Here is a 26,214-nt window from a genome sequence, read left to right on the forward strand (position 1 = left end):
CAGGCTGCGAACGGCCCGAAGGGACGCAAGGATTCCAAGGCCGCTAAAGGTTCGACTGGCGATCGCCAGGCAAGGTCCTGCGGACCTTTTCGCAGCCTCGCACGCTCGGCAGCGGCTACAGGGGTGTAGCCGCTGCCGCAGGCTGCGAACGGCCCGAAGGGACGCAAGGATCTCAAGGCCGCTAAAGGCTCGACTGGCGATCGCCAGGCACAGGTCGGAAGGGCCAGTCAGTGGCGACGCTTGAGGGTGTCGGACGGCCGTTCACCGTATTGCTGGCGGTAGCTCTGGGCGAAGCGGCCCAGGTGGGAAAAGCCGAAGTCCAGGGCCAGTTCGGTGACGTTGCGCACCGGGCTGTGCGGGTCGCTGAGGCAGGCGTGCACCCGTTGCAGTTTCTGCTGGCGGATGTAGTGCTTCGGCGTGGTGCGGACGTTGCGTTCAAACAGCGCGTACAGCGAACGCAGGCTCATGCACGCCTGTTGCGCCAGCTCTTCGCAACCGATGTCGCGCTTGAGGTTGCGCTCGATGTAGTCGGCAATGCGTTCGAAGGTCGCCGCCGAGGCACTCAGGGTGCCGCGCTGGACATTGGTCTGCATCAGGCCCAGCAGTTTGCTCACCAGGATGTGCGCGTAGTGCTCCTGCACCTTGGGCATGGCCTCCAGGGCTTCGGACTCCTGGCACAACAGGCTCAGCAGGGGCACGAAGCCTTCCAGTTCCTGCAGTTGGTAACGCTGGCGCAGAAAGCGCACGCCCTGCCCCGGGTACTGCCAGCGCTGTTCCTGGCAGGCGGCTTCCAGCAGGGGCGTGGGAATCTTGATGATGAATTTTTCGCAGTCGTCGGAATAGGTCAGGTCCACAGGGTCGTCGGGGTTGATCAGCAGCAGTTCCCCCGGGGCGAAGCAGTGTTCCTGGTCGCGGCTGCGCCACAGGCAGTGGCCACGCAGCAGCACCTGCAGGTGGTAGATGCTTTCCAGCGCCGGCGAGGTGACGCGCACGCTGCCGCCATAGCTGAGGCTGCACAGGTCCAGGCTGGCCAGGGCCCGATGATTGAGGCTGGCCTGGGGATGGCCCGCCCGGGGCAGGCGGATGCAGTGGCTGCCCACGTGCTGATTGACGTAACCGGACACGGCATGGGGATCGGCTTGAACAAACACGCGGCTGCGTTCACTCAACAGATGCATTTGCATGATCGGGTCACTCTGATGGTGCTTATCAGGTCTGCGTTTCAGGCACGCAACGCAGTCTCGTCAGGCCAGGCATAACGGCAAAAGCCACGGGCACCTGGGTCGGTGCGCCGTGGCCGGGTCAAGCAGGGTCGGCGCTTCAGTCCTCCAGGGCACGCACCCGTTCGTGGCGCTGCTGTTCTTGCGGCTGGGCCGAGGACTGCAGGGTGAAGTCGAAGTGAATTTCCGCGAAGCGGCCGCTCACGCCCAACTCCTTGGCCCGGGCCTGGTCCTCGCTGAAGGTGATCTTGGCGATCAGCTCGTCGCGGGTGGCGTAGGCGAAGTCGTCGTGCAGGTAGGGGTCGCCGTCCAGGTTGATCTGGGTGGTCAGGTGGCGATGGTCATCGGCGGAGATGAAGAAGTGGATGTGCGCCGGGCGCTGGCCGTGACGCCCCAGTTGATCCAGCAATTGCTGGGTCGGGCCTTCCGGCGGGCAGCCGTAGCCGGACGGCACGATGCTGCGAAAACGGTAGCGGCCCTCGGCGTCGGTGACGATGCGCCGGCGCAGGTTGAACTCCGATTGGCTGCCGTCGAAGTAGGAATAGGTGCCGCCGGTGTTGGCGTGCCAGACATCGACGACAGCCCCGGCCAGGGGCTGGCCGGCGGTGTTGGTCACCTGCCCTTGCATGAACAGCACCACGCCCGGGTCGAGGCCGTCGTCCAGGCGCGCCTCGCCCTGGCTCAGGGGCGCGCCGGCCACGTACAGCGGGCCTTCGATGGTGCGAGGGGTGCCGCCGGTCTTGCCGGCCTGTTCGTCGGCAGCGTCCATCAGCAGGTCCAGGTAGTGCTCCAGGCCCAGGCCCGCGGCCAGCAGGCCGGCTTCCTGGCGGGCACCGAGCACATTGAGGTAGTTGACGGCTTTCCAGAATTCTTCCGGGGTGACGTTCAGGTCTTCGATGATGTTCACGGTGTCCCGCAGGATGCGGTAGACGATGGCCTTGGCCCGGGGGTTGCCGCCTTCGGTGAACTGGCCGCTGGCTTCTTCAAGAAAACGTTGGGCGCTGGCAGTCTGGGAAATTCTGACGTTCATGATTAATCCTCATCTTGTATTTATTAGAGTGGTGAACGGGCTGATGCGAACTCAGCGGTCATCCTCATGAATGGACGAAGGATGCCTGCACAGGGCGTTAACTTCGATGGCCATGTACGGGTACAACGGCAATTGCATCAGGGTGTCGTGCAGTTCCTGCACACTGTCGACGTCGAACACGCTGTAGTTGGCGTACAGCCCGGCAATGCGCCACAGGTGGCGCCACTTGCCTTCGGCCTGCAGGCGCTGGGCCAGGGCCTTTTCCTCGGCCTTCAGTTGCGCGGCGCGCTCGGGGTTCATGTCGACCGGCAGGTTCACGGTCATTTTCACGTGGAATAGCATGCAGCCCTCCTCAGGTGTGATGCAGCACGGGGGTGGTTTTGTCGCGACGGAAGAACGCCAGGCGCTCTTCGTCCAGGCTCAGGCCGAGGCCCGGCGCCCGTGAGACATGCAGGTGGAAATCCCGGTACACCGGCGCCTCGGCGAGGATGTCCTCGGTCAGCAGCAGCGGGCCGAACAGCTCGGTGTCCCAGCTCAGTTTGTTCAGGGTCAGGAAGGCGTGGGCCGAGGCCAGGGTGCCGATGCCGCCTTCGAGCATGGTGCCGCCGTACAGGCCGATGCCCGCTGCCTCGGCAATCGCCGCGGTGCGCAGGGTGGCGCGGGGTCCGCCGTTCTTGGCGATCTTCAGGGCGAACACCGAGGCCGCCCCTTCGCGGGCCAGGTTGAAGGCGTCTTCCACGCATTCGATGGATTCGTCGGCCATGATCGGCGCCGGGCTGCTGGCATTCAGGCGCACCATGCCGGCGCGGTTGTTACGCGAAATCGGTTGCTCGATCAGGTCGATGCCGTTGCTGCCGAGGATGCGGCAGGCACGCAGGGCCACGGCTTCGTCCCAGGCCTGGTTGACGTCGACCCGCACGCTGGCGCGGTCGCCCAGGGCCTTCTTGATGGCGATCACATGGGCCAGGTCGCGGTCCACTTCACCGGCACCGATCTTCAGCTTGAAGATGCGGTGGCGGCGCAGGTCGAGCATCTTCTCGGCTTCGGCGATGTCCTTGGCGGTGTCGCCGCTGGCCAGGGTCCAGGCCACGGGCAGCGCATCGCGCACCCGGCCGCCCAACAGTTCGCTGACCGGCAGCCCGAGGCGCTTGCCCTGGGCATCGAGCAAGGCGCTTTCGATCCCGGACTTGGCGAAGGTGTTGCCGCGGATGCTCTGCTCCAGGCGCAGCATGGCAGCGTTGATGTTGCTGGCGTCCTGGCCGAGCAGCAACGGGGTGAAGAAGCGGTCGATGTTGGTCTTGATGCTGTCCGGGCTTTCGTTGCCATAGGCCAGGCCGCCGATGGTGGTGGATTCCCCCAGACCTTCGATGCCGTCGGCGCAACGCAGGCGGATCAGCACCAGGGTCTGGTTCTGCATGGTGTGCATGGCCAGCTTGTGGGGGCGAATGGTCGGCAGATCGACGATGATCGTTTCGATCGATTCAATGGCAGAAGCGTGCATGTCCATACCCGTGAGGTTCTTGAAGTTCTGCGCTCGATTCTGTCCCGGCTTTTTCCGGGGTTCCAATATAGAATTGGTCTGGCTTGATACCTTTAAGGTATGCATATCACCACTGGAGAGCTGTCATGGAACTGCGTCATCTGCGCTACTTCCAGGTGCTGGGGGAAACCCTCAACTTCACCCGCGCCGCCGAGCGCCTGCACATTGCCCAACCGCCCTTGAGCCGGCAGATCCAGCAACTGGAAGACGAGTTGGGGGTGCTGTTGCTGGAGCGTGGCCGGCCGCTGCGCCTGACCGCCGCCGGGCGGTTTTTCTATGAGCATTCCAACCGGGTGCTGGAGCAGTTGGGCAAGGTCTGCGACAACACCCGGCGCATCGGCCTGGGGCACAAGACCTGGCTGGGCATCGGCTTTGCCCCTTCAACCTTGTACGGCGTGCTGCCGCAACTGATCCGCCGCCTGCGCAGCAACGAAACCCTGGAGCTGGAGCTGGGCCTGTCGGAAATGACCACCCTGCAACAGGTGGAAGCCTTGAAGGCGGGACGCATCGATATCGGCTTCGGGCGGATTCACATCGACGACCCGGCCATCGTGCAGAGGGTGCTGACCGAGGACCGGCTGGTGGTCGCCCTGCCCGCCGGTCATCCGCTGCTGGGGCAGGCACTGACGCTTGAGCAACTGGCCAAAGAACCCTTCGTGCTGTACCCGGCCAACCCGCGGCCGAGCTACGCCGACCATGTGATCGCACTGTTCAATGCCCGTGGCCTGAACCTGAAGATCGCCCAGTGGACCAACGAATTGCAGACCGCCATCGGCCTGGTGGGCGCCGGCATCGGCGTCACCCTGGTGCCGGCCTCGGTGCAGGTGCTGCACCGCGACGACATCGGTTTTTGCCCCCTACTGGAAACCGCTGCCACCTCGCCGATCATCCTCAGCCGCCGGGTCGGCGAGCCGTCGCCGGGGCTCACCCATTGCCTGCACCTGATTGCCCAGTTGCGCAGCGAGATCGGTCGCGAACAGCCCGTGGTCAGCTGACTCGGTGCGGGTGCAGTAGGCCCCCGCCAAAACCACTGCTACTCCCCGCCCTGCGGGGATTACACTGCGCCCGACATGATGGAAAAAACTCTGGAATCGACCATGGAAGTCTCAAGAACCCGACTGATCCTGCGCCGCGCCGCCGCCTTCATGCTCGACCAGGTGCTGGCGCTGGCGGTGTATGTGCTCCTGTCGCTGAGCCTGCACGGGGTGCTGGCGTGGCAGCCGGTCAGACGCTTGCTCGACCTCGCGCAACAGACGGGGCTGGAGCCCTACCTGCACTCAATGCTGTTCATGCTGGTCTGGCCCTTGTACTTCGTGGCCTGGGAGTATTTCTTCAAGGGCCGCACGCCCGGCAAGTGCGCCCTGGGCCTGGTGGTGATCAACGCCGCCGGGACGCCGCCGACGCTGATCCAGGTACTGATCAGAAGCGCCACCCGCTATCTGGAGGCCGCGTTCGCCTTTGTCCCGCTGATGGCCTGCGTGGAATCAAGCCGCTGCCAGCGAATAGGCGATATGCTCGCCCGCACCTACGTGATCCCGCACAAGGATCTGCAGCAGATACGCAGTGAAATGCCAGCACACCCTCTGTCCCGGGCTTGATGCCTGAAGACTGCCCGTTCCCCTCAAGGAGCCCCGATGCCCGCCGATGCCCTGCACCACGAAATAGCCTTGGAAAGATTTCTCGCCGCCCGCCCCGAACTGCGCGAAGCCCTGGACAAGCTCAATCCGCTGGAGGCCCAGGTCAAGGGCGAGACGCCCGAGCAGTACCGCAACGAACGCCTGCATGAAGCCTTTGAAGCCGAAGCCGAGCGCCTGGGGCTGTTCGCCTGGGAGTTGAGCCTGCAACTGACCGCCGCCAGCCCGGAGGAATTCCACGCCCAGCGCCTTGAAGTGCACAAGGAGGTGGCGGAAATGGCCGGCATGCCGTGGGATGAGTATTGCGCCCTGCATCCTCTCGCCCCATAGCCTTGACCCGCACGCGTCCCCCGCAGTCCCTGTTCAGGAGAACCGACGATGTTGCCTTCGACTTCCACACAAGCGGCCAGCGCCGCCCTGCAGCACACGCAGAAATGGCGCGGGCGGGTTGGCCTCGGGCTGGTGGCCTGCCTGTCCGTGCTGGCCGGGATGACGGACGCCATCGGCTTCATGGCCACTGGCGATTTCGTCTCCTTCATGAGCGGCAACACCACGCGCATGGCGGTGGCCATCAGCGATGGCGAACCGGCCCTGGTGCTGCGCCTGATGCTGCTGGTGGCGACCTTTGTCGTCGGCAACGCCCTGGGCGTGGTGGTCAGCCGCCTGGCCGGACACCGCGCCCTGCCCTTGCTGCTGAGCATTGGCGCGTTGCTCTGCGCCTCCGCCGCCTGGCCTTTCGAGCAGCAATTGCCGGCCCTGCTGGCGGCCATCATCGCCATGGGCATGCTCAATGCGGCGGTGGAGGAAGTGAACGGCCTGCCCATCGGCCTGACCTACGTCACCGGGGCCCTGTCGCGCTTTGGCCGCGGGCTGGGGCGCTGGGTGCTCGGCGAACGGCGCAACGGCTGGCGGGTACAGCTGGTGCCGTGGAGCGGGATGTTCGCCGGAGCGGTGCTGGGGGCCTTGCTGGAACAGCACCTGGGGCTCCAGGCGCTGTATGTCAGCGGGTTGCTTGCCGCCCTGCTGGGCATCGCGTCACTGAAGATTCCGCGCCGCTGGCAACTGGGCTACAAGACCCGCTGAACTGCGCCGCCGTCAGTCGAACAGACCGCCGCTGTCGGTATCGATGACGATCGACGACAGGCTGATGTGCCGTGGTCGAGTCAGGGCGAAGACCACCGATTCCACCACGTCGCGGTTGGTGCCCTGCTCGCCCTTCTGTCGTGCCGGAACCTGCTGCCAGGCCGGGTCCAGCGGCGAGATGTCTTCCAGATACGGCGGATGCACGCAAAGCGAGCGCACCGGCGTGCCCTTGAGCACCTGGCGCAGACCGTCGGCCAGGGCCAGTTGCCCGTGCTTGGCCGCGTAGAACGGCAGCGACACGCTGTGCAGCGGTGCATTGGGCAGGCCGCTGATGGAGCCGATGGTGACGATGTCCGGGCGCTGCGAGGCCTTGAGCGCCGGCATCAGGCCCTGGGTCAGGAGGAAGGTGCCCGTCAAGGCCGCATCGATCACTCCGGTGACCTCGGCCGCGCTGTGGGGCTGCTCGCTGGCCTCCAGCCACATGGCGCCGTTGTTGATCAGGATGTCCACCCGAGGCTGACGCACATGAATCTCCGCCAGCGCCGCCTTGACGCTCTCGCTGCTGGCCAGATCCACCACCACGCAATCGGCGGCCTGGCCGGTGCGCGTCTCGATCGCCGCGCTCACTTGCGCCAGGGCCTCGGCGTTGCGCCCACAGAGAATCAATTTGCAGCCCAGGTCCGCCAGGCTGATGGCCAGCGCCGCGCCCAGACCACGACCGGCACCGGTGACCACCACCACCGCCGAATTCAACTCCATCATCCCTTGCTCCTTGTCCCAGGTTGATTGAAGGCGGGAGTCTATCCCTCGCCCCTGGGTTTGGGGCCAGGCAAAGCTTTACCCGATATGTCCCGGGCTTGCCACGCCTGAGCCTTCGGGGCGAAAGGGGTTTAGCCGATCCACGGAGAAAGCTTTATCATGGCCGCAGTTTTATCCATCGAGTCCGTCATGAAGTTCGCCATCGCCCTGTTCTCTGCCGCTCATGCGCCTTCCTCGCGCCGCGCCCTGCTGTTCGCCCAGGCGGCGCTGGCGGGCGGGCATGAGATTGTCCGGCTGTTTTTCTATCAGGACGGCGTGCACAACGCTGCCAACAGTGTCGTCACACCCCAGGACGAACAGGACCTGCCCCGGGAATGGCGCGAATTTGTCGAGCAGCATCAGCTCGATGGCGTGGTGTGCATCGCCGCCGCCCTGCGCCGGGGTGTGTTGAACGCCGACGAAGCCCAGCGCTATCAGCGCACGGCGGTGAACGTCGAGGCGCCCTGGGAACTGTCGGGGCTCGGCCAGTTGCATGACGCGGTACAGGCCGCCGACCGCCTGATCTGTTTTGGAGGGGCGTGAGATGGCCAAATCCCTGTTGTTGATCAGCCGTCAGGCGCCCTGGTCCGGCCCTGGTGCCCGGGAGGCCCTGGACATCGTCCTGGCCGGCGGCGCCTTCGACCTGCCGATCGGCCTGCTGTTTCTCGACGATGGCGTGCTGCAACTGGCGCCGGGGCAACAGGCGTCGCTGCTGCGCCAGAAAGACCTGAGCGCCAATCTGCAGGCGCTGTCGCTGTTCGGCGTCGACGAACTGTTTGCCTGCAGCGCCAGCCTCGCTGCTCGTGGTCTGGACCCGGCAACCTTGAGCCTTGACGCGGTGCAGTTGCTGGACGCCCCGGAACTGGCCGGGATCATCGACCGTTTTGACCAGGTGATTACCCTCTGATGTCGACCTTGCATGTGTTGTCCCACTCACCCTTCACCGACACCCGCCTGAGCAGCTGCCTGCGCCTGCTGGGCAGCACCGACGGCCTGCTGCTGTGCGGCGACGCCGCCTATGCCTTGCAGCCAGGCACCACTCTTTACGGCGAACTGGGCGCCCGTAGCGGCCTGAATCTGTATGTGCTGGAAGAGGACTTGCAAGCCCGGGGCCTGGCGCTGCCGACCTGGGCCAAGGCGGTGGATTACCCAGGCTTCGTCGACCTGTCGATTGAGCATGACAAGGTCAATACCTGGCTATGAGTACCCTGACTGTGGGCGCTCGCGCCATCGAACTGGACAAGGACGGTTACCTGGTCAATCTCGACGACTGGTCCGCCGACGTGGCCCAAGCCCTGGCCGCGAACGAAGAGCTGGAGCTGAGCGCGGAGCATTGGGAAATCCTCGAACTGCTGCAGGGCTTCTATAAAGAGTTCCAGCTGTCCCCGGCCACCCGCCCGCTGATCAAGTACACCGCCCTCAAGCTGGGCCCGGACAAGGGCAACAGCCTGCACCTGAACCGACTGTTCAAGGGCACTCCCGCCAAACTTGCCGCCAAGCTGGCGGGCCTGCCGAAGCCGACCAATTGCTTATGAACGATTTCGCCCCCCTGCTCACCCAGACCCCGCCAGAGCATCCCTTTGCCCAGTTCGTGCGCATCCTTGGCAAGGGCAAGCGTGGTGCGCGCAACCTGACCCGGGAAGAAGCCCGGGAAGCCATGGGCATGCTGCTGGACGACAAGGTCGAGGACACCCAGCTGGGCGCCTTTCTCATGCTGCTGCGGCACAAGGAAGAAAGCCCGGAAGAGCTGGCGGGCTTTACCGAAGCCTTGCGCCAGCGCCTCAACGCCCCGGCGATCGCCCTGGACCTCGACTGGCCGACCTACGCCGGCAAGAAGCGCCACCTGCCCTGGTACCTGCTGGCGGCCAAGTGCCTGGCGCAGAACGGCGTGCGCATCCTGCTCCACGGCGGCGGCGCCCATACCGCCGGGCGCCTGTACACCGAGCAGTTGCTCGAGCCCCTGGGGATTCCCCTGTGCCGTGACTGGCCATCGGTCAGCCAGGCACTGGACCAGGGCAACCTGGCCTTCATGCCGCTAGGCGACTGGGCGCCGCAGCTGCAGCGCATGATCGATTTGCGCAACATCTTAGGCCTGCGTTCGCCAATCCACTCCCTGGCGCGCCTGCTAAACCCCCTGGGCGCCCGTTGCGGCCTGCAGAGCATCTTCCACCCCGGTTACCAGGCAGTGCACCGCGATGCCAGCGGCCTGCTAGGGGACAACGTCATCGTGATCAAGGGCGATGGCGGCGAGATCGAGATCAACCCGGACACCACCAGCCATCTGTACGGCAGCACCGGTGGGGTTAGCTGGGACGAAGAGTGGCCGGCATTGTCGGCACAACGCCATGTGAAGCCGGCCAGCCTGGATCCCGAGCACCTCAAGGCGCTGTGGCGCGGTGATGTTGAGGACAGCTACCCACAACTGGCGCTGCTGGCCACTATGGCTCTGGCCCTGCGCGGCCTGGGCACGCCGCGGGAGCAGGCCTTCGCGCTGGCCCAGCAGTATTGGGATGCCCGGGACAGATCGATTTAATCGATCAAAACCGCCCACGCTTTGCGCTTTTTGTTCGAACCCAGGGGCATAGACTGCACTCCAACGCACAATAGCTGAGGAGCATTCCATGGGACTGCTGATCGATGGGCGCTGGCATGACCAGTGGTACGAAAGCGGCAAGGACGGCACCTTCCAACGGGAACAGGCGCAACGCCGGCACTGGGTCACCGCCGATGGCCGCCCGGGCCCCAGCGGCGAAGGCGGCTTTGCCGCCGAGGCCGGGCGCTACCACCTGTATGTCTCCCTGGCCTGCCCCTGGGCCCACCGCACCCTGATCCTGCGCAAGCTCAAAGGGTTGGAACAGTTGATCGATGTCTCGGTAGTCAGCTGGCTGATGCGCGAGCACGGCTGGACCTTCGACAGCGCCTACGGCTCCAGCGGCGACGCACTGGATCACTTCGACTACATGCACCAGCGCTACACCGCCGACAGCGCCGACTACACCGGCCGCGTCACCGTGCCGGTGCTGTGGGACAAGCAGCAACAGCGCATCGTCAGCAACGAGTCGGCGGAGATCATCCGCATGTTCAACAGCGCCTTCGACGGCCTGACCGGCAACGCCCTGGATTTTTATCCGCAGCCATTGCGCGCACTCATCGATGATCTCAACGCACGCATCTACCCCGCGCTGAACAATGGTGTGTACCGCGCCGGGTTTGCCACTTCACAACAGGCCTATGAGACGGCGTTCGATGATGTCTTTGCCGAGCTGGACGCTTTGGAAGCGTTACTGGGAAAACAACGCTACTTGGCTGGCGAGTACCTGACCGAAGCCGATGTGCGGCTGTTCACCACGCTGATCCGTTTCGATGCGGTGTACCACGGCCACTTCAAGTGCAACCTGCGGCGGATAGCCGATTACCCGAACCTGTCGAACTGGCTGCGGGAGCTGTATCAGTGGCCGGGGATTGCCGAGACGGTGGATTTCGCCCATATCAAGGGGCACTACTACGCCAGCCATCGCACCATCAATCCGACCGGGATCGTGCCAAAGGGGCCGCAACAGGACTTCGGCCACGCACATGATCGGCAACGGTTGAGCGGACAAGGGGTTTGGTGCAGGGGTTGAGGACGCTTTCGCCGGCAAGCCGGCTCCTACAACAGTGGGATCTGTAGGAGCCGGCTTGCCGGCGAAGCTTTTCAGACCTCGGACTGGGCGCCTTCGAACCATGCCAGCTTCTCGCGCAGCTGGACCACTTCGCCAACGATCACCAGGGTCGGCGCGTGCACTTCGTGCTCCGCTACCAGCGCCGGCAGGTTGGCCAGGGTACCGGTGAACACTCGCTGGTTGCTGGTGGTGCCCTGCTGAACCAGGGCAGCCGGGGTGTCGGCGCCGCGACCGTGCTTGATCAGTTGCTCGCAGATGGTCGGCAGACCTACCAGGCCCATGTAGAACACCAGGGTCTGAGCCGGTGCCACCAGGTCGCTCCAGGGCAGGTTGCTGGTGCCGTCCTTGAGGTGACCGGTGACGAAGCGCACCGACTGCGCGTAGTCGCGGTGAGTCAGGGGAATCCCGGCGTAGGCCGAGCAACCGCTGGCTGCGGTAATCCCCGGCACCACCTGGAACGGAATGCCGTGGGCCGCCAGCTCTTCGATCTCTTCGCCGCCCCGGCCAAAGATGAACGGATCGCCACCCTTGAGCCGCACCACACGCTTGCCTTGCCGGGCCAGGTTCACCAGTTGCTGGTTGATCTGCTCCTGAGGCACGGCGTGATTGGCGCGACGCTTGCCGACGTAGATGCGTTCGGCGTCGCGGCGGCACAGGTCGAGAATCGCCGGCGCCACCAGACGGTCGTAGAGCACCACGTCGGCCTGCTGCATCAGGCGCAGGGCGCGGAAGGTCAGCAGGTCCGGATCACCCGGGCCCGCGCCGACCAGATACACCTCGCCCGGCGCATGGGGCGCCTTGCCGGCAATCTTGGCCTGCAACAGACGCTCGGCTTCAGCGCCCTGCCCCGCCAGCTGGCGATCAGCGATGGGGCCCTGGAATACATCCTCCCAGAACGCCCGGCGCTGCTGCACATCCGGAAACAGGCCTTTGACCTGGGCCCGAAAACGCGCCGCCAACCCGGCCAACTGGCCGTAGGTGGAAGGAATCCAGGTTTCCAGCTTGGCCCGGATCAACCGCGCCAGCACCGGCGCATCGCCGCCGCTGGACACCGCGATGACCAGCGGCGAACGGTCGACGATGGCGGGAAAGATCACGCTGCACAGGGCCGGCGCGTCCACCACGTTGACCGGGACGCAACGCCGACGGGCATCGGCGGAGACCTGAGCATTGAGGGATTCGTCGTCGGTGGCGGCGATAATCAGGGTGCAGCCGTCGAGGTCGGCCTCGACATAACCGCGCAGCAGGGACTCACCGCCGCTGGCGACGATCAGTTCCTGCAATTGCGCTTCTATTTCAGGCGCGACCACTCGCAGCTGCGCACCGGCATCGGCCAGCAGACGGGATTTGCGCAAGGCGATCTCCCCTCCACCGACCACCAACACACGACTGCCGCGAAGGTTGTGAAACAGCGGCAGATATTCCATTTAGCCGATGACCTCAAGACCACCCATGTATGGCTTCAGTACGTCCGGCACGCGGATCGAACCGTCGGCCTGCTGGTAGTTCTCCAGCACCGCCACCAGGGTACGGCCCACGGCCAGGCCGGAGCCGTTGAGGGTGTGCACCAGCTCAGGCTTGCCGGTTTCCGGGTTACGGAAGCGCGCCTGCATGCGCCGGGCCTGGAAGTCGCCGCAGTTGGAGCACGAGGAGATCTCGCGGTATTTGTCCTGGCTCGGCACCCAGACTTCCAGGTCGTAGGTCTTGAGCGCGCTGAAGCCCATGTCGCCGGTGCACAGGGCCAGTACGCGGTACGGCAGTTGCAGCAGTTGCAGGACCTTTTCGGCGTTGGCGGTCAGGCCTTCCAGGGCTTCCATGGAAGTCGACGGCTCAACCACCTGGACCATCTCGACCTTGTCGAACTGGTGCTGGCGGATCATGCCGCGGGTGTCGCGACCCGAGGCACCGGCTTCACTGCGGAAGCACGGCGTGTGGGCGACGAACTTCAGCGGCAGTTGCTTGGCGTCGAGGATCTCGCCGGCGACGATGTTGGTCAGGGACACTTCGGCGGTCGGGATCAGGTACAGATCGGCTTCGCCTTCGCGAGTGATCTTGAACAGGTCTTCCTCGAACTTCGGCAGCTGGCTGGTGCCCACCAGGGCCGGGGCCTGTACCAGATACGGGGTGTAGGCCTCTTCGTAGCCGTGCTCGCCGGTGTGCAGGTTGATCATGAACTGCGCCAGGGCGCGGTGCAGACGGGCGATCGGGCCGCGCAGCAGGGCGAAGCGCGCGCCGGACAGCTTGGCGGCGGTTTCAAAGTCCAGCCAGCCGTGGGTTTCGCCCAGGGCCACGTGATCCTTGATCGGGAAGTCGAAGGTGGTCGGAGTGCCCCAGCGGCGCACTTCAACGTTGCCGTCCTCGTCTTCACCGACCGGCACCGATTCGTGAGGCAGGTTGGGAATGCCGAACAGGATCGAGTCCAGTTCGCTCTGGATGTTTTCCAGCTCGGCCTTGCCGGTGCTCAGCTCGTTCCCCATGCGCTCGACGTCGGCCATCAGCGGGGCGATGTCTTCGCCGCGTTGCTTGGCCTGACCGATGGACTTGGAGCGCGCGTTACGTTCAGCCTGCAGTTGCTCGGTGCGGGTCTGCACGGTCTTGCGCTGTTCTTCCAGCGCTTCGATGCGTGCCACATCCAGGGCAAAGCCGCGGGATGCCAGACGATCCGCTACGTCCTGGAGGTTGCTACGTAACAGTTTGGAATCGAGCATGTCGTTCTCTCGTTTATCAAAGTTTGGTCAAGGACAGGCCGGCCCAGGTAGCAAGCAGCCCGCCGAATACGCTCAGTGCCGCGTAGCCCAGGGCCAGCGCCACTTGTCCGCTTTCCAGCAGACGCACGGTATCCAGTGAAAAGGATGAAAAAGTCGTCAGGCCACCGAGGAAGCCCACTATCAATCCGGCACGCACTTCGATCGGCACTTCCGGACGGACCAGGAACAGTCCGTACAACACGCCGATCAGCAGGCAGCCCACGATATTAACGGCCAGCGTCGCGGTATAGAAGTGCCGCGGCCAATTGGCGTTGATCCAGTTGCCCGTGGTGAAACGCAACAGGGTACCGGCCACGCCACCGGCGGAGACTGCGAGGATCAGGGGGATCACGGTTTTCTCCGCTGCAAGGGGCTGGCCCGGTCCAGGGCGGCCAGGTGCTTGAGCTTCTCGCCGATCTTCAGTTCCAGGCCACGGGGCACCGGCTGGTAGAGCGGCAATGGCTCCAGCTCTTCGGGGAAATAGTCTTCGCCAGCGGCGTAGGCATCCGGCTCGTCATGGGCGTAGCGGTATTCGTCGCCGTAACCCAACTGCTTCATCAGCTTGGTCGGGGCGTTGCGCAGGTGGATCGGCACTTCCAGGGAGCCGTGCTCGGCAGCGGCGCGCATGGCGGCCTTGAAGCCCATGTACACGGCGTTGCTCTTCGGCGCGCAGGCCAGGTAGGTAATGGCCTGGGCCACCGCCAGCTCGCCTTCGGGGCTGCCCAGGCGCTCCTGCACATCCCAGGCCGCCAGGCACAGGCTCAGCGCCCGCGGGTCGGCGTTGCCGATGTCCTCGCTGGCCATGCGTACCACGCGCCGGGCCAGGTACAGCGGGTCGCAGCCGCCGTCGAGCATGCGCGCAAACCAGTACAGGGCGCCGTCAGGGTTGGAGCCGCGCACCGATTTGTGCAACGCGGAAATCTGGTCGTAGAAGGCTTCGCCACCCTTGTCGAAACGCCGGCGGGTATCCCCCAGCAGGCTTTGCAACAGATCAACGCCGATCTCGCCGCCGTCTTCGGCCAGGTCCGAGGCGTTTTCCAGCAGGTTGAGCATGCGCCGGCCATCGCCATCGGCCGCCGACAGCAGCATCTGGAAGCCTTCATCGCTGAGCCTCAACTGGCGCTTGCCCAGCCCCCGCTCTTCAGTCAGGGCACGCTGTACCAGGCTGCCCAGGGCGGTTTCATCCAGGCTCTTGAGCACATACACCCGCGCTCGGGAGAGCAAGGCATTGTTGAGTTCGAAGGATGGGTTTTCCGTGGTGGCACCGATAAAGATCAGCGTGCCGTCTTCCACGTAGGGCAGGAAGGCATCCTGTTGCGACTTGTTGAAACGATGCACTTCATCGACAAACAGAATGGTCCGCCGTCCGTATTGCCCGGCTTGCTGCTTGGCGATTTCCACCGCCTGGCGGATCTCCTTGACCCCGGCCAGCACCGCCGAGACGGTTTCGAAGTGGGCGTCAGAGACTTCCGCCAGCAGCCGCGCCAGGGTGGTCTTGCCGACCCCGGGCGGGCCCCAGAAGATCATCGAATGCAGGGCGCCCTGCTCCAGGGCCTCGCGCAGCGGCTTGCCCCGGGCCAGCAGGTGCTGCTGACCGACGTACTCGTCCAGGTTGGTGGCACGCAAGCGTGCGGCCAGTGGCTGGGCGATCGGGGCACTACGAAACAGGTCCATGGACTACCTTCGAAACCTTGCGGCTGCGGCTGCTTACTCTTGGATCACATCGGCACCCTTGGGGATGTCGAACTTGAACTTGGACGCCGGGATCGCTTCGTTGGCCTTGACCCCGGTGAACAGGATATTGGTGCGCTGGCCGACGCTGTCGATCAACTGCATGTCGTTGATCATGCCGTTGCGGAACGACAGGCGCAGGCTGTCGAACAGGGTGTCGCGGGTCTTCGGCTTGAGGGTGAAGTCCATCACGCCACCGGCTTCCTTGGAGGTGATGTCGAAGCTTTCGCTGATCTTCGACACGTCACCGGACAACAGCAGGGCCGGAGTCTGGGTCAGGCGCTGGTCGAGCTTCTTGATGGTCACCTGCTCCAGGTCCGGGTCCCACAGCGAGACTTTCTGACCATCGGAAACCATCAGCTGCTCTTGCGGCGCATCGGTGTGCCAGTAGAACAGGCCAGGACGCTGCAGCGACATCTCGCCAGCGGTTTCCTGCAATTGGGTGCCGCTGCCGTCCAGGGTCAGCTGTGAGAAACGCGCAGTCAGGGTCTGGGACTTTTCCAGCAACTGGGTCAGGCGCGCCACGTCTTTGGGGTCGGCGTGGGCCGACAAGGTGGTCACAGCCAGTACCGGCAGCAGCAACATGCGAATCAGGCGCATGGAATTCCTCATAAATTGAATGGGTAGGCAAGCGGCGTGACCTCACGCCGCTGAAAACGAAACGGGATCAGTCGCGCATCGGGCCCGGCGCCAGCACTTCGCGGGAGCCGTTGGTGTTCATCGCCGTCACCACCCCGGCCATTTCCATGGCCTCGATCATCCGGGCGGCACGGTTGTAGCCAATCTTCAGCTTGCGCTGTACCGCCGAGATCGAGGCCCGGCGGCTTTCCAGGACGAACTGCACGGCTTCGTCGTACAGCGCGTCGGCTTCCGGATCATCACCGTCGCCACCGCCGCTGCTGCCTTCGAAGCCACTGCCCGCCTCTTCGACACCGTTGAGGATGTCGTCGTTGTATTCCGGCGCGCCGCGCAGTTTCCAGGCTTCCACCACGCGGTGCACTTCATCGTCGGAGACGAAGGCGCCGTGGACGCGGATCGGCAGGCTGGTGCCAGGCGGCATGTAGAGCATGTCACCGTGACCCAGCAGCTGTTCGGCGCCGCCCTGGTCGATGATGGTCCGCGAGTCGATCTTGCTCGACACCTGGAACGCCATGCGGGTCGGGATGTTGGCCTTGATCAGGCCGGTGATCACGTCCACCGACGGCCGCTGGGTCGCGAGGATCAGGTGGATACCGGCGGCCCGGGCCTTCTGGGCGATACGGGCGATCAGCTCTTCGACCTTCTTGCCGACGATCATCATCATGTCGGCGAATTCGTCCACTACCACGACGATGGTCGGCAACTTGGTCAGCAGCGGCGCTTCGTCGTGGATGCTTTCGCGGTTGTACAGCGGATCGGCCAGTGGTGTGCCGGCGTCGATGGCTTCCTTGACCTTGGCGTTGAAGCCCGAAAGGTTGCGCACCCCCATCTTGGCCATCAGCTTGTAGCGCCGCTCCATCTCCGCCACGCTCCAGCGCAGAGCGTTGGCTGCGTCCTTCATGTCGGTGACCACCGGGCACAGCAGGTGCGGAATGCCTTCGTAGATCGACAGTTCGAGCATCTTCGGGTCGATCATGATCAGCTTGGCGTCTTCCGGGCCGGACTTGAACAGGATCGACAGGATCATCGCGTTGACCCCCACCGACTTACCGGAACCGGTGGTACCGGCCACCAGCAGGTGAGGCATTTTCGCCAGGTCAGTGATGATCGGCTTGCCGCCGATGTCATGGCCCAGGGCCAGGGTGACCGGGGATTTGAAGTTGTCGTATTCCGGGGTCGAGAGCACTTCGGAGAAACGCACGATCTGCCGGTCTTCGTTGGGGATCTCGATGCCGACGGTGGTCTTGCCGGGAATCACTTCCACCACCCGCACGCTGGTCACGGCCAGGGAACGGGCCAGGTCCTTGGCTAGGTTGGCGATACGGCTGACTTTCACCCCGGCTGCCGGCTGGATTTCGTAACGGGTAATCACCGGGCCCGGATGGATCGAGTCCACCGCGACCTCGACGCCGAATTCCTTGAGCTTGATTTCCAGCAGGTGACCGACGGCGGCCAGGGATTCGGGCGAATAATTGAGCTGCTTTTTTTCCGCCGGATCAAGAATCGAGATCGGCGGCAAGGTACCTTCCACTGCGCTGTCGACGAACAGCGGCGCCTGCTTCTCTTTCTGCACGCGCTTGCTGGGCTCGGGCGGCTTGACCGCTACCGGCGTGATCACCGGCGGCACCTGCTTCTCGCGCTCGGACATGTGCTTGCTCAAGGCCTGCTCGCGCTCGATCAGACGCTCCTTGACCTTGGCCTGCTCGCGCTTGTCGGCGATGTTCGGGGTCACGACTTCATCGACCCGAGCATCCACCTCGCGCAGCTGCGCCACCAGTTGCTTGCGCTCCACGCGGGCATCCCACCAGCGATTGGCCGCGCCCTGGAACAGTTCGAACAGGTCGAGAGTGATCTTGCCGGTGACGTCCATCACCTTGAACCAGGACAGGTCGGTAAATACCGTCAGGCCGAACAGGAACAGGGCAATGAACATCAGGGTACTGCCCTGCACGTTCAGGGCATTCTTGGCCAGGTCACCCAGGCTTTCGCCCAGGGCACCACCAGCACCGGCAGGCAGGCCGGTGGGGGCATGAAAATGGATATGGGCCAGCGCAGCGCCGGACAGCACCAGGAACACCAGGCCGATCAGTCGCCAGGAAAACAGCCAGCCGCTCCACTGCCAGGGCTCATGACGCTGACGGAAGATCTGATAGGTCTTGATCGCCAACAGCAGCGGGAAGATATAAGCGAAATAACCCAACACCATAAACAGGATATCGGCGCTGTAAGAACCGGCGGGACCACCGAAGTTCTGCACATCTTCGATCTTGCTGTTATGACTCCAACCCGGATCATCTTTACCGTAGGTCAGAAGTGCCATCATCAAGAACAGGCACAGGGCTCCAATGGCGATCAATGCACCTTCCTTGAGCCGGTAGTGCAATTGCTGACGCCAGAGCGGAACAACAGGTTTAGGTGCTGCGGTGGATTTCTTCAAAACGCGTCTTTTCCTGCGCCATAAGCGCGTCCAACGGGTGATTGACTAACAAGATACTGCTCAATCCGAGCAGGTAAATAAAGTTGACCGGCCTAACTGGGGCTACTTTTAACACTCTGCCCCTTGCTTCTGAAACGGTGCAATTCTGAATAAGCCTGGTGCATCGTCGTATTGTACGGGTTTGTTCACACCATGCCACGTCAGAACAGTCTGTTAAGCATAGTCAATTGCGTGATACGCACTGTTCAATTGGAGCATGCATTCTCTTTTGTGACAAAGGCTTATGAGGTGTTTTTATGAACCAAGCACAGCATTCCCGCCTGATCATTCTGGGCTCCGGTCCAGCCGGTTACAGCGCCGCTGTCTACGCCGCCCGCGCCAACCTCAAACCCACGGTTATTACCGGCCTGCAAGCCGGCGGACAACTGACCACCACCACCGAAGTGGACAACTGGCCCGGCGATGTCGAAGGCCTGACCGGACCCGTACTGATGGAGCGCATGCAGAGGCACGCCGAGCGCTTCGACACCCAGATCGTCTATGACCACATTCACACCGCTCAGTTGCAGCAGCGCCCCTTTATCCTCATCGGCGACAGTGGCACCTACAGTTGCGACGCGCTGATCATCGCCACCGGCGCATCGGCGCAGTACCTGGGCCTGCCCTCGGAGGAAGCGTTTGCCGGCAAAGGGGTTTCCGCCTGCGCCACTTGCGACGGCTTCTTCTATCGCAATCAGGTGGTGGCAGTGGTCGGTGGCGGCAATACCGCCGTGGAAGAAGCCCTGTACCTGTCCAATATCGCCAAGGAAGTGCACCTGGTGCACCGCCGCGACAAGCTTCGCGCGGAGAAAATCCTTCAGGACAAGCTGTTCGACAAGGCCGCCAACGGCAATATTCGCCTGCACTGGAACCAGCACCTGCAGGAAGTGCTGGGGGATGCCAGCGGCGTGACCGGTGCCCGCCTCAAGGACAGCCACAGCGGAGCCACCAAGGACCTGGCGTTGGCTGGGGTATTTATCGCCATCGGTCACAAACCCAATACCGACCTGTTCCAGGGGCAACTGGAGATGCGCGACGGCTATCTGCTGGTCAAGGGCGGCAGCGAAGGCGACGCCACCGCTACCGGCATCCCGGGAGTATTCGCTGCCGGCGACGTGGCCGATCACGTCTATCGCCAAGCCATTACTTCTGCGGGCGCAGGCTGCATGGCAGCCCTGGATGCGGAAAAATTCCTCGACGACCACTAACCCCTCGCCCTACGCTTGTGGCGGGCCAACATTGACCCGCCACCGCCCTCCCCTGCCACAAGTCTGGATGCCATGCTGACCTGGTTACAACGCAACAACCTTGCCTTCCCCCCTCTGGAAAAAGCCATGCGCGAGCCCAACGGACTGCTGGCTGCGGGCGGTGATCTATCGGCCGACCGCCTGGTCCAGGCCTATCGTCACGGCTGTTTTCCCTGGTTTTCTGAAGGCCAACCCATCCTCTGGTGGTCTCCTGATCCGCGCACCGTACTCTTCCCTGATGAGCTGCACGTGTCCCGCAGCCTGGGCAAGCTGCTGCGCAAACAGCGCTATGAAGTGACCTTCGACCAGGATTTCGCTGCCGTGATCAGCGCCTGTGCAGCCCCCCGCGCCTATGCCGACGGCACCTGGATCAGCGAAGCCATGCAGCAGGCCTATCAGCAACTGCACCAACGCGGCCACGCTCACTCGGTGGAAGTCTGGTATCAGGGCGAGCTGGTAGGCGGCCTTTATGGCCTGGCCATGGGGCAGTTGTTCTTTGGCGAGTCGATGTTCAGCCGCGCCGATAATGCTTCGAAATTCGGTTTCGCGACCCTGGTACAACACCTGAAGGCGTGGGGTTTTGTGCTGATCGACTGCCAGATGCCCACCGAGCACTTGCACAGTCTGGGGGCGAGATCCATTACCCGAGCGGAATTCGCCGACTACCTCAAGCGGCATCTGGATCAGCCGAGCCGCGCCACATGGGTTTCCTAGGCGGGTTTGACGGCAGTGGCTTACACTTAATTTCAAAGCTTATTCCGAGGGTTGACTCATGACCGAGTTGGCGCGCCTGAAGTTTTATGCCACTCAACCCCACTCTTGCAGCTACCTGCCCGACGAACAGGCCACTACCCTGTTCCTCGATCCCAGTCAGCCCATGGACGTGCACGTTTATGCGGACCTGTCGGAAATGGGCTTTCGCCGCAGTGGAGATCACCTGTACCGGCCCCACTGCCAGAATTGCAACGCTTGTGTGCCGGCGCGCATCCCCGTGGCGCAATTCCTGCCCAACCGTCAACAAAAGCGCATCCTCAAACGCAACAGCGATCTGCGGGTACAAGCGGCCAAACCGGCATTCAACGAAGAATATTTCGAGCTGTATCAACGCTATATCGAGCAACGTCACGCCGATGGCGACATGTTCCCTCCCAGCCGCGACCAGTTCTCGACCTTTCTGGTACGCGACCTGCCCTTCTCGCGCTTCTATGAGTTCCGCCTGGACGGTCGCCTGCTGGCAGTAGCGGTCACCGACCTGCTGCCCAATGGCCTTTCCGCGGTCTACACCTTCTATGAGCCCGACGAAGAACGCCGCAGCCTGGGGCGTTATGCGATTCTCTGGCAAATTGGCGAAACCCTGCGCCAGGGCCTGGACGCGGTGTACCTCGGCTACTGGATCAAAAACTGCAAAAAGATGAGCTACAAGACCCAATATCGCCCCATAGAGCTACTGGTTAACCAGAGATGGGTGATCCTCAACTAGAAGGTCTTGGCTTAAACCCCACTTTTCGGGCACAATGCACGCCGCTTTTGCCTGGCGCAGTTGCACCGGGCCATTCATTGGATACCGAGGGCTTTACTGCATGTCGAAAGAAGACAGCTTCGAAATGGAAGGCACTGTCGTCGACACCCTGCCCAACACCATGTTTCGCGTGGAGTTGGAAAATGGGCACGTCGTAACCGCGCATATTTCCGGCAAGATGCGCAAGAACTACATTCGTATTCTTACCGGTGACAAAGTGCGCGTCGAGCTGACGCCCTATGACTTGAGCAAAGGTCGGATCACTTACCGCGCTCGCTAAGCAAGTCAATACAAGACGCCCGGTTATGCCGGGCGTTTTTGTTCGTCTCGAATAAACCGGCAAACCCCAGATAGCACAAAGGCACCCTCCGGTGCCTTTGGCGGTACTGCTGCGTTATGCGGCCATCAAGCCATTTCCGCCGTGGTTTCGAAATCGAAGGTCAACTCGCCATCCTTGATGTCGATGTGCACCACACCGCCATGGTCGGACAATTCGCCAAACAGGATCTCCTCGGCCAGGGGACGCTTGATCTTGTCCTGGATCAAACGCGCCATCGGACGCGCACCCATCGTCACGTCGTAACCACCGGCAGCCAGCCAGCTGCGAGCGGCATCGGTCACTTCCAGCTGCACGCGCTTGTCTTCCAGTTGCGCTTGAAGCTCGGTAAGGAACTTGTCCACCACGCTCTTGATCACTTCATGGCTCAGGCGACCGAACTGGATAATGGTGTCCAGACGGTTGCGGAACTCCGGCGTGAAGCTCTTCTTGATCACTTCCATGGCATCGGAAGAATGATCCTGATGAGTGAAACCTATGGAGGCTCGCGCCGCGGTTTCAGCACCGGCGTTGGTGGTCATGATGAGGATGACATTGCGGAAATCCGCCTTGCGCCCGTTGTTGTCGGTCAGGGTGCCGTGATCCATCACCTGCAGCAGCAGGTTGAAAACTTCCGGATGAGCCTTCTCGATTTCATCGAGCAGCAACACGCAATGTGGCTGCTTGGTGATCGCTTCGGTCAGCAAACCGCCCTGATCAAAACCAACATAGCCGGGAGGCGCACCAATCAGACGCGAGACTGTGTGCCGCTCCATGTACTCGGACATGTCGAAGCGCACCAACTCGATCCCCATGGCCTTGGCCAATTGCCGGGCCGCCTCGGTCTTGCCGACACCGGTAGGACCGGCGAACAGGAAGGAACCGACTGGCTTGTCCGGGGATTTCAGGCCGGCACGGGACAGCTTGATCGCCGTGGACAGCGAATCAATCGCCGCATCCTGACCGAACACCGTCAACTTGAGATCGCGCTCAAGGTTGCGCAGCAACTCTTTATCGGAGCTGGTGACGTGTTTTGGTGGAATCCGGGCAATTTTCGCCACGATGTCTTCAACCTGGGCCACTTCAATGCGCTTCACGCGCTTATCAACCGGCTGCAGGCGCTGATAGGCACCCGCCTCGTCAATCACATCAATGGCCTTGTCAGGCATGTGCCGGTCATTGATGTAGCGCGAGGCCAGCTCCGCAGCGGCACGCAGCGCCTCATCACTGTATTCGATACTGTGATGCTGTTCGAAACGCCCCTTGAGACCGCGCAGGATGCCGATGGTGTCTTCAACCGAGGGCTCGGACACGTCGACTTTCTGGAAGCGCCGCGCCAGGGCGCGATCCTTCTCGAAAATGCCACGGAACTCCTGAAACGTGGTCGAACCGATGCAGCGGATGTCACCCGAAGACAGCAATGGCTTGAGCAGGTTCGAGGCATCCATCACCCCACCGGACGCCGCACCGGCACCGATGATGGTATGGATTTCATCGATGAACAGGATCGCCTGAGGGCGTTTTTTCAACTCGCTCAGCAACGCCTTGAAGCGCTTCTCGAAGTCGCCACGGTATTTGGTACCCGCCAGCAATGCCCCGAGGTCCAGGGAGTAGACCACGCTGTTGGTCAGCAGGTCCGGAACCTGATTGTCGACGATACGCTTGGCCAGGCCTTCGGCAATCGCGGTCTTGCCCACGCCCGCTTCACCCACCAGCAACGGGTTGTTCTTGCGCCGACGAGCCAGGATCTGGGCTACACGCTCCACTTCCTGCTCACGCCCTACCAGCGGATCAATGCGCCCCTGACGGGCCAGCTCGTTGAGATTGCTGGCATAGGCATCCAGGGGATTACTCGAAGAAGACGACTCACCACCCTCTTCATCCTGCATATCCTGTTCACCTTCAGAATGATCGCCATGCCCAGGCACCTTGGAGATGCCGTGGGCGATGTAATTGACCACATCGATACGGGCGACGCTCTGCTGCTTGAGCAGGAACACCGCCTGACTCTCTTGCTCACTGAAGATGGCCACCAGCACATTGGCGCCAGTGACTTCACGCTTGCCCGAGCTCTGGACGTGAAAGACAGCACGCTGCAGCACACGCTGGAAACCCAGGGTCGGCTGAGTCTCGCGATCCTCGTCATGGACCGGGATCAGCGGCGTGGTGGAGTCGATGAACTCCTGCAGGTCGTGCTTGAGTTTGTCGAGGTTTGCTCCGCAGGCACGTAAAACGGTGGCGGCGGCCTCATTATCCAAAAGAGCCAACAGAAGGTGCTCGACGGTCATGAACTCATGACGCTTCGAACGGGCCTCCTTGAAGGCGAGATTGAGGGTGACTTCGAGCTCGCGGTTTAACATAGCTTCACCTCATACCCAAGTGGTCGGCGTTAACCGTCCTTCTCGATTTCACAGAGTAGCGGATGCTGGCTTTCCCGGGCGTACTGGTTGACCTGCATGGCCTTTGTCTCGGCGATGTCGCGGGTAAACAATCCACACACTGCCCGCCCTTCTGTATGGACGGCCAGCATGACCTTGGTCGCCAGCTCGCGATTCAGGTTAAAAAACATCTCGAGCACTTCGACGACGAAATCCATCGGGGTGTAGTCATCGTTGAACAAAACCACCTTGTACATCGGCGGCGCCTGTAATGCAGGCTTAGCTTCCTGTACAGCCAAGCCAGCGGAATCGTCGTCGTGCAAGTCCGGGCGATCCTGATTGAATGTTAGTCGAATCTGGCTGATTGCATGCATGGAAAGAAAGGTTCGTCAGTTGTGCAAATACAGTGGTGGGGGCGCTCTGGATGGAATTCAACTCCGACCGCCGGGTCACCTTGACTATCGGCAAAACGGTGTTACAACCAATAGGGCCCACATTGGGTAATAAACGTCCGCGGCGTCAACCTTTTTACCAAGCTTGGCGGCGGATGAACTGGATGATACTCCAGTGATGGAGTCTGTTGCAGAGGGATATGAGTATGGCTAGCGGTAAGGTCAAGTGGTTCAACAATGCCAAGGGTTATGGCTTTATTAATGAGGAGGGCAAGACGGATGATCTGTTTGCCCATTACTCGGCCATCGAGATGGATGGCTACAAGACCTTGAAAGCCGGACAGGCTGTGAGCTTCGAGATCATCCAGGGCCCCAAGGGCCTGCATGCGGTCAAAATCAGCGCCTTGAAGGTGCCCGGTGAAATCATCCCCGCCGAGGCGCAACCTGAAAGCGCCTTGAGCTGATACACCCAACATCCAGTGATAAAAAAACCGGCCGACTCAAGGGATTGAGTCGGCCGGTTTGCTTTGCACGCGGTTGCGCTTACATATGCGAGATCAGCGCATCGCCGAAGGCCGAGGAAGACAGCAGGGTCGCACCCTCCATCAGACGCTCGAAGTCATAGGTCACAGTCTTGGCCGAAATCGCGCCGTTGGTGCCCTTGATAATGAGGTCCGCCGCCTCGGTCCAGCCCATGTGACGCAACATCATTTCCGCAGAGAGAATCAGCGAGCCCGGGTTGACCTGATCCTTGCCGGCATACTTGGGCGCAGTACCGTGGGTTGCCTCGAACATGGCCACGGTATCGGACAGGTTGGCACCTGGAGCGATACCAATGCCGCCCACTTCCGCCGCCAGGGCGTCGGACAGATAGTCACCGTTGAGGTTCAGAGTGGCGATCACATCGTATTCCGCCGGACGCAGCAGGATCTGCTGGAGCATGGCATCGGCGATGGCATCCTTGACGATGACGTTCTTGCCGGTTTTCGGGTTCTTGAACTGCATCCACGGACCGCCGTCCAGCAGGGTTGCGCCGAACTCTTCGGCCGCCACTTCATAAGCCCATTCCTTGAAGGCACCTTCGGTGAACTTCATGATGTTGCCCTTGTGGACGATGGTCAGCGAATCACGATCGTTATCCACTACATATTGCAGCGCCTTGCGCGCCAGACGCTTGGTGCCCTGCAGGGAAACCGGCTTGACACCGATGCCGCAGTTTTCGTCGAAACGGATCTTGGTGACACCCATTTCTTCCTTAAGGAACTTGATGACCTTGGTGGCTTCTGCCGAACCGGCCTTCCACTCGATACCGGCGTAAATGTCTTCGGAGTTTTCACGGAAGATGGTCATGTCCACATCACCCGGCTTTTTCACCGGGCTGGGCACGCCTTCGAACCAGCGCACCGGGCGCAGGCACACGTAAAGATCAAGTTGCTGACGCAGGGCCACGTTCAGGGAACGGATACCGCCACCGACCGGAGTGGTCAGCGGGCCCTTGATGGAAACCACGTAATCCTTCACTGCGTCCAGGGTTTCCTGAGGAAGCCAGGTGTCCTGGTCGTACACTTGAGTCGCTTTTTCCCCGGCATACACTTCCATCCAGGAAATCTTGCGTTCGCCGCCGTAAGCCTTCTTAACCGCAGCATCGACAACCTTGATCATGACCGGGCTGATATCAACACCAATACCGTCGCCTTCGATGAAAGGAATAATCGGGTTGTTAGGAACATTGAGAGAATGGTCTGCGTTGACGGTGATTTTGTCGCCGACTGCTGGAACCTGAATCTTCTTGTATCCCATGC

General features: G+C 62.3%; 29 protein-coding genes. 15 read left to right on the forward strand and 14 right to left on the reverse strand.

The features are described from left to right. Window positions 1-227: 227 nt before the first annotated feature. The 4 genes from POS17_RS19565 to POS17_RS19580 all read right to left on the reverse strand — a co-directional run bounded on the left by POS17_RS19565 (window position 228) and on the right by POS17_RS19580 (window position 3,751). A complete protein-coding gene (locus POS17_RS19565) occupies window positions 228-1,184 on the reverse strand; it encodes an AraC family transcriptional regulator (RefSeq protein WP_060840105.1) in 957 nt (318 codons plus the stop codon). Between the two features lie 136 nt (window positions 1,185-1,320). After that, window positions 1,321-2,250, reverse strand: coding sequence for a catechol 1,2-dioxygenase (gene catA, locus POS17_RS19570; protein ID WP_060840106.1), 930 nt, complete (start codon window positions 2,248-2,250; stop codon window positions 1,321-1,323). Window positions 2,251-2,301: 51 nt separating this feature from the next. Beyond that, window positions 2,302-2,592, reverse strand: a complete 291-nt coding sequence (gene catC / locus POS17_RS19575; protein ID WP_016966965.1) for a muconolactone Delta-isomerase — start codon at window positions 2,590-2,592, stop codon at window positions 2,302-2,304. 10 nt (window positions 2,593-2,602) lie between these two features. After that, window positions 2,603-3,751, reverse strand: coding sequence for a muconate cycloisomerase family protein (locus tag POS17_RS19580; RefSeq protein ID WP_162492851.1), 1,149 nt, complete (start codon window positions 3,749-3,751; stop codon window positions 2,603-2,605). 125 nt (window positions 3,752-3,876) lie between these two features. Here POS17_RS19580 and POS17_RS19585 point away from each other — a divergent pair, with 125 nt between their 5' ends. From POS17_RS19585 to POS17_RS19600, 4 genes are all read left to right on the forward strand, one after another. Further along, window positions 3,877-4,785 (forward strand): LysR family transcriptional regulator, encoded by a 909-nt coding sequence (locus tag POS17_RS19585; RefSeq protein ID WP_060840108.1) that lies wholly within the window; start codon window positions 3,877-3,879, stop codon window positions 4,783-4,785. Between the two features lie 102 nt (window positions 4,786-4,887). Further along, entirely contained in the window at window positions 4,888-5,388 is a 501-nt protein-coding gene (locus POS17_RS19590; protein WP_060840109.1) for an RDD family protein, read from the forward strand. A gap of 36 nt (window positions 5,389-5,424) precedes the next feature. Further along, window positions 5,425-5,754, forward strand: a complete 330-nt coding sequence (locus POS17_RS19595) for a DUF6388 family protein (RefSeq protein WP_060840110.1) — start codon at window positions 5,425-5,427, stop codon at window positions 5,752-5,754. 48 nt (window positions 5,755-5,802) lie between these two features. Next, complete coding sequence (locus tag POS17_RS19600; protein WP_060840111.1) at window positions 5,803-6,507, forward strand: YoaK family protein; 705 nt, start codon at window positions 5,803-5,805, stop codon at window positions 6,505-6,507. Window positions 6,508-6,519: 12 nt separating this feature from the next. Here POS17_RS19600 and POS17_RS19605 read toward each other — a convergent pair whose 3' ends face one another. Further along, entirely contained in the window at window positions 6,520-7,269 is a 750-nt protein-coding gene (locus POS17_RS19605) for an SDR family oxidoreductase (RefSeq protein ID WP_060840112.1), read from the reverse strand. Between the two features lie 186 nt (window positions 7,270-7,455). On the opposite strand from POS17_RS19605, the gene tusD reads away from it, so the two are divergent. From tusD to POS17_RS19635, 6 genes are all read left to right on the forward strand, one after another. Continuing rightward, window positions 7,456-7,848: a sulfurtransferase complex subunit TusD gene (gene tusD, locus POS17_RS19610; protein WP_060840113.1), complete on the forward strand. Its 393-nt coding sequence runs from the start codon at window positions 7,456-7,458 to the stop codon at window positions 7,846-7,848. A 1-nt stretch (window position 7,849) separates the two neighbouring features. Then, window positions 7,850-8,212 carry a sulfurtransferase complex subunit TusC gene (tusC, locus tag POS17_RS19615; protein ID WP_060840114.1) on the forward strand — a complete coding sequence of 121 codons (363 nt, stop codon included), beginning with the start codon at window positions 7,850-7,852 and terminating at the stop codon, window positions 8,210-8,212. Then, a complete protein-coding gene (gene tusB, locus POS17_RS19620; RefSeq protein ID WP_060840115.1) occupies window positions 8,212-8,508 on the forward strand; it encodes a sulfurtransferase complex subunit TusB in 297 nt (98 codons plus the stop codon). The genes tusC and tusB overlap by 1 nt, the downstream gene beginning before the upstream one ends. Further along, window positions 8,505-8,840, forward strand: coding sequence for a TusE/DsrC/DsvC family sulfur relay protein (locus POS17_RS19625; protein WP_016966956.1), 336 nt, complete (start codon window positions 8,505-8,507; stop codon window positions 8,838-8,840). The genes tusB and POS17_RS19625 overlap by 4 nt, the downstream gene beginning before the upstream one ends. Next, a complete protein-coding gene (locus POS17_RS19630) occupies window positions 8,837-9,838 on the forward strand; it encodes a glycosyl transferase family protein (protein WP_060840116.1) in 1,002 nt (333 codons plus the stop codon). The genes POS17_RS19625 and POS17_RS19630 overlap by 4 nt, the downstream gene beginning before the upstream one ends. Window positions 9,839-9,926: 88 nt before the next feature. Then, a complete protein-coding gene (locus tag POS17_RS19635; RefSeq protein ID WP_060840117.1) occupies window positions 9,927-10,928 on the forward strand; it encodes a glutathione S-transferase family protein in 1,002 nt (333 codons plus the stop codon). A gap of 71 nt (window positions 10,929-10,999) precedes the next feature. Here the strand turns inward: POS17_RS19635 and cysG are convergent, their stop codons facing one another. From cysG to POS17_RS19665, 6 genes are all read right to left on the reverse strand, one after another. Further along, window positions 11,000-12,394: a siroheme synthase CysG gene (gene cysG / locus POS17_RS19640; RefSeq protein WP_060840118.1), complete on the reverse strand. Its 1,395-nt coding sequence runs from the start codon at window positions 12,392-12,394 to the stop codon at window positions 11,000-11,002. Further along, window positions 12,395-13,675 (reverse strand): serine--tRNA ligase, encoded by a 1,281-nt coding sequence (gene serS / locus POS17_RS19645; RefSeq protein WP_060840119.1) that lies wholly within the window; start codon window positions 13,673-13,675, stop codon window positions 12,395-12,397. A gap of 16 nt (window positions 13,676-13,691) precedes the next feature. Beyond that, window positions 13,692-14,066 (reverse strand): fluoride efflux transporter CrcB, encoded by a 375-nt coding sequence (crcB, locus tag POS17_RS19650; RefSeq protein ID WP_041119048.1) that lies wholly within the window; start codon window positions 14,064-14,066, stop codon window positions 13,692-13,694. Then, window positions 14,063-15,388, reverse strand: a complete 1,326-nt coding sequence (locus POS17_RS19655) for a replication-associated recombination protein A (protein ID WP_060840120.1) — start codon at window positions 15,386-15,388, stop codon at window positions 14,063-14,065. The genes crcB and POS17_RS19655 overlap by 4 nt, the downstream gene beginning before the upstream one ends. Window positions 15,389-15,421: 33 nt before the next feature. After that, on the reverse strand, window positions 15,422-16,045 hold the full coding sequence (lolA, locus tag POS17_RS19660; protein WP_011062167.1) for an outer membrane lipoprotein chaperone LolA: 624 nt from the start codon (window positions 16,043-16,045) through the stop codon (window positions 15,422-15,424). Between the two features lie 67 nt (window positions 16,046-16,112). Continuing rightward, the gene (locus POS17_RS19665; protein WP_060840121.1) at window positions 16,113-18,521 is read right to left on the reverse strand and encodes a DNA translocase FtsK; all 2,409 of its coding nucleotides are present in this window, start codon (window positions 18,519-18,521) and stop codon (window positions 16,113-16,115) included. Between the two features lie 296 nt (window positions 18,522-18,817). On the opposite strand from POS17_RS19665, the gene trxB reads away from it, so the two are divergent. The 4 genes from trxB (at window position 18,818) to infA (ending at window position 21,606) form a co-directional block, all read left to right on the forward strand. Continuing rightward, the gene (gene trxB, locus POS17_RS19670) at window positions 18,818-19,768 is read left to right on the forward strand and encodes a thioredoxin-disulfide reductase (RefSeq protein ID WP_060840122.1); all 951 of its coding nucleotides are present in this window, start codon (window positions 18,818-18,820) and stop codon (window positions 19,766-19,768) included. Window positions 19,769-19,840: 72 nt separating this feature from the next. Next, a complete protein-coding gene (gene aat, locus POS17_RS19675) occupies window positions 19,841-20,521 on the forward strand; it encodes a leucyl/phenylalanyl-tRNA--protein transferase (protein ID WP_060840123.1) in 681 nt (226 codons plus the stop codon). A gap of 58 nt (window positions 20,522-20,579) precedes the next feature. Then, window positions 20,580-21,287 carry an arginyltransferase gene (locus POS17_RS19680; protein WP_060840124.1) on the forward strand — a complete coding sequence of 236 codons (708 nt, stop codon included), beginning with the start codon at window positions 20,580-20,582 and terminating at the stop codon, window positions 21,285-21,287. A gap of 100 nt (window positions 21,288-21,387) precedes the next feature. Then, a complete protein-coding gene (gene infA / locus POS17_RS19685) occupies window positions 21,388-21,606 on the forward strand; it encodes a translation initiation factor IF-1 (protein ID WP_002553999.1) in 219 nt (72 codons plus the stop codon). A gap of 125 nt (window positions 21,607-21,731) precedes the next feature. On the opposite strand, the gene clpA is transcribed toward infA, so the two are convergent. Together clpA and clpS are read right to left on the reverse strand one after the other, a co-directional pair. Next, window positions 21,732-24,002 (reverse strand): ATP-dependent Clp protease ATP-binding subunit ClpA, encoded by a 2,271-nt coding sequence (clpA, locus tag POS17_RS19690; protein ID WP_060840125.1) that lies wholly within the window; start codon window positions 24,000-24,002, stop codon window positions 21,732-21,734. Between the two features lie 29 nt (window positions 24,003-24,031). Next, window positions 24,032-24,394, reverse strand: a complete 363-nt coding sequence (clpS, locus tag POS17_RS19695) for an ATP-dependent Clp protease adapter ClpS (protein WP_011062173.1) — start codon at window positions 24,392-24,394, stop codon at window positions 24,032-24,034. A gap of 224 nt (window positions 24,395-24,618) precedes the next feature. On the opposite strand from clpS, the gene cspD reads away from it, so the two are divergent. Beyond that, window positions 24,619-24,876, forward strand: a complete 258-nt coding sequence (cspD, locus tag POS17_RS19700; protein WP_016964814.1) for a cold shock domain-containing protein CspD — start codon at window positions 24,619-24,621, stop codon at window positions 24,874-24,876. A gap of 79 nt (window positions 24,877-24,955) precedes the next feature. Here cspD and icd read toward each other — a convergent pair whose 3' ends face one another. Beyond that, entirely contained in the window at window positions 24,956-26,212 is a 1,257-nt protein-coding gene (gene icd, locus POS17_RS19705) for an NADP-dependent isocitrate dehydrogenase (protein ID WP_016964815.1), read from the reverse strand. Between the last annotated feature and the right edge of the window lie 2 nt (window positions 26,213-26,214).

The sequence above is a fragment of the Pseudomonas sp. Os17 genome, from assembly GCF_001547895.1.
Taxonomy (GTDB): domain Bacteria; phylum Pseudomonadota; class Gammaproteobacteria; order Pseudomonadales; family Pseudomonadaceae; genus Aquipseudomonas.

Coding starts and splice junctions, on each gene's coding strand:
- tusB (WP_060840115.1), top strand. CDS start 8,212: ATGTCGACCTTGCATGTGTTGTCCCACTCACCCTTCACCGACACCCGC.
- cysG (WP_060840118.1), bottom strand. CDS start 12,394: ATGGAATATCTGCCGCTGTTTCACAACCTTCGCGGCAGTCGTGTGTTG.
- POS17_RS19590 (WP_060840109.1), top strand. CDS start 4,888: ATGGAAGTCTCAAGAACCCGACTGATCCTGCGCCGCGCCGCCGCCTTC.
- POS17_RS19655 (WP_060840120.1), bottom strand. CDS start 15,388: ATGGACCTGTTTCGTAGTGCCCCGATCGCCCAGCCACTGGCCGCACGC.
- aat (WP_060840123.1), top strand. CDS start 19,841: ATGCTGACCTGGTTACAACGCAACAACCTTGCCTTCCCCCCTCTGGAA.
- POS17_RS19595 (WP_060840110.1), top strand. CDS start 5,425: ATGCCCGCCGATGCCCTGCACCACGAAATAGCCTTGGAAAGATTTCTC.
- serS (WP_060840119.1), bottom strand. CDS start 13,675: ATGCTCGATTCCAAACTGTTACGTAGCAACCTCCAGGACGTAGCGGAT.
- infA (WP_002553999.1), top strand. CDS start 21,388: ATGTCGAAAGAAGACAGCTTCGAAATGGAAGGCACTGTCGTCGACACC.
- icd (WP_016964815.1), bottom strand. CDS start 26,212: ATGGGATACAAGAAGATTCAGGTTCCAGCAGTCGGCGACAAAATCACC.
- clpS (WP_011062173.1), bottom strand. CDS start 24,394: ATGCATGCAATCAGCCAGATTCGACTAACATTCAATCAGGATCGCCCG.
- POS17_RS19635 (WP_060840117.1), top strand. CDS start 9,927: ATGGGACTGCTGATCGATGGGCGCTGGCATGACCAGTGGTACGAAAGC.
- cspD (WP_016964814.1), top strand. CDS start 24,619: ATGGCTAGCGGTAAGGTCAAGTGGTTCAACAATGCCAAGGGTTATGGC.
- POS17_RS19585 (WP_060840108.1), top strand. CDS start 3,877: ATGGAACTGCGTCATCTGCGCTACTTCCAGGTGCTGGGGGAAACCCTC.
- POS17_RS19605 (WP_060840112.1), bottom strand. CDS start 7,269: ATGATGGAGTTGAATTCGGCGGTGGTGGTGGTCACCGGTGCCGGTCGT.
- tusD (WP_060840113.1), top strand. CDS start 7,456: ATGAAGTTCGCCATCGCCCTGTTCTCTGCCGCTCATGCGCCTTCCTCG.
- POS17_RS19565 (WP_060840105.1), bottom strand. CDS start 1,184: ATGCAAATGCATCTGTTGAGTGAACGCAGCCGCGTGTTTGTTCAAGCC.
- catA (WP_060840106.1), bottom strand. CDS start 2,250: ATGAACGTCAGAATTTCCCAGACTGCCAGCGCCCAACGTTTTCTTGAA.
- POS17_RS19580 (WP_162492851.1), bottom strand. CDS start 3,751: ATGCACGCTTCTGCCATTGAATCGATCGAAACGATCATCGTCGATCTG.
- POS17_RS19680 (WP_060840124.1), top strand. CDS start 20,580: ATGACCGAGTTGGCGCGCCTGAAGTTTTATGCCACTCAACCCCACTCT.
- trxB (WP_060840122.1), top strand. CDS start 18,818: ATGAACCAAGCACAGCATTCCCGCCTGATCATTCTGGGCTCCGGTCCA.
- POS17_RS19600 (WP_060840111.1), top strand. CDS start 5,803: ATGTTGCCTTCGACTTCCACACAAGCGGCCAGCGCCGCCCTGCAGCAC.
- clpA (WP_060840125.1), bottom strand. CDS start 24,002: ATGTTAAACCGCGAGCTCGAAGTCACCCTCAATCTCGCCTTCAAGGAG.
- catC (WP_016966965.1), bottom strand. CDS start 2,592: ATGCTATTCCACGTGAAAATGACCGTGAACCTGCCGGTCGACATGAAC.
- lolA (WP_011062167.1), bottom strand. CDS start 16,045: ATGCGCCTGATTCGCATGTTGCTGCTGCCGGTACTGGCTGTGACCACC.
- POS17_RS19625 (WP_016966956.1), top strand. CDS start 8,505: ATGAGTACCCTGACTGTGGGCGCTCGCGCCATCGAACTGGACAAGGAC.
- POS17_RS19630 (WP_060840116.1), top strand. CDS start 8,837: ATGAACGATTTCGCCCCCCTGCTCACCCAGACCCCGCCAGAGCATCCC.
- tusC (WP_060840114.1), top strand. CDS start 7,850: ATGGCCAAATCCCTGTTGTTGATCAGCCGTCAGGCGCCCTGGTCCGGC.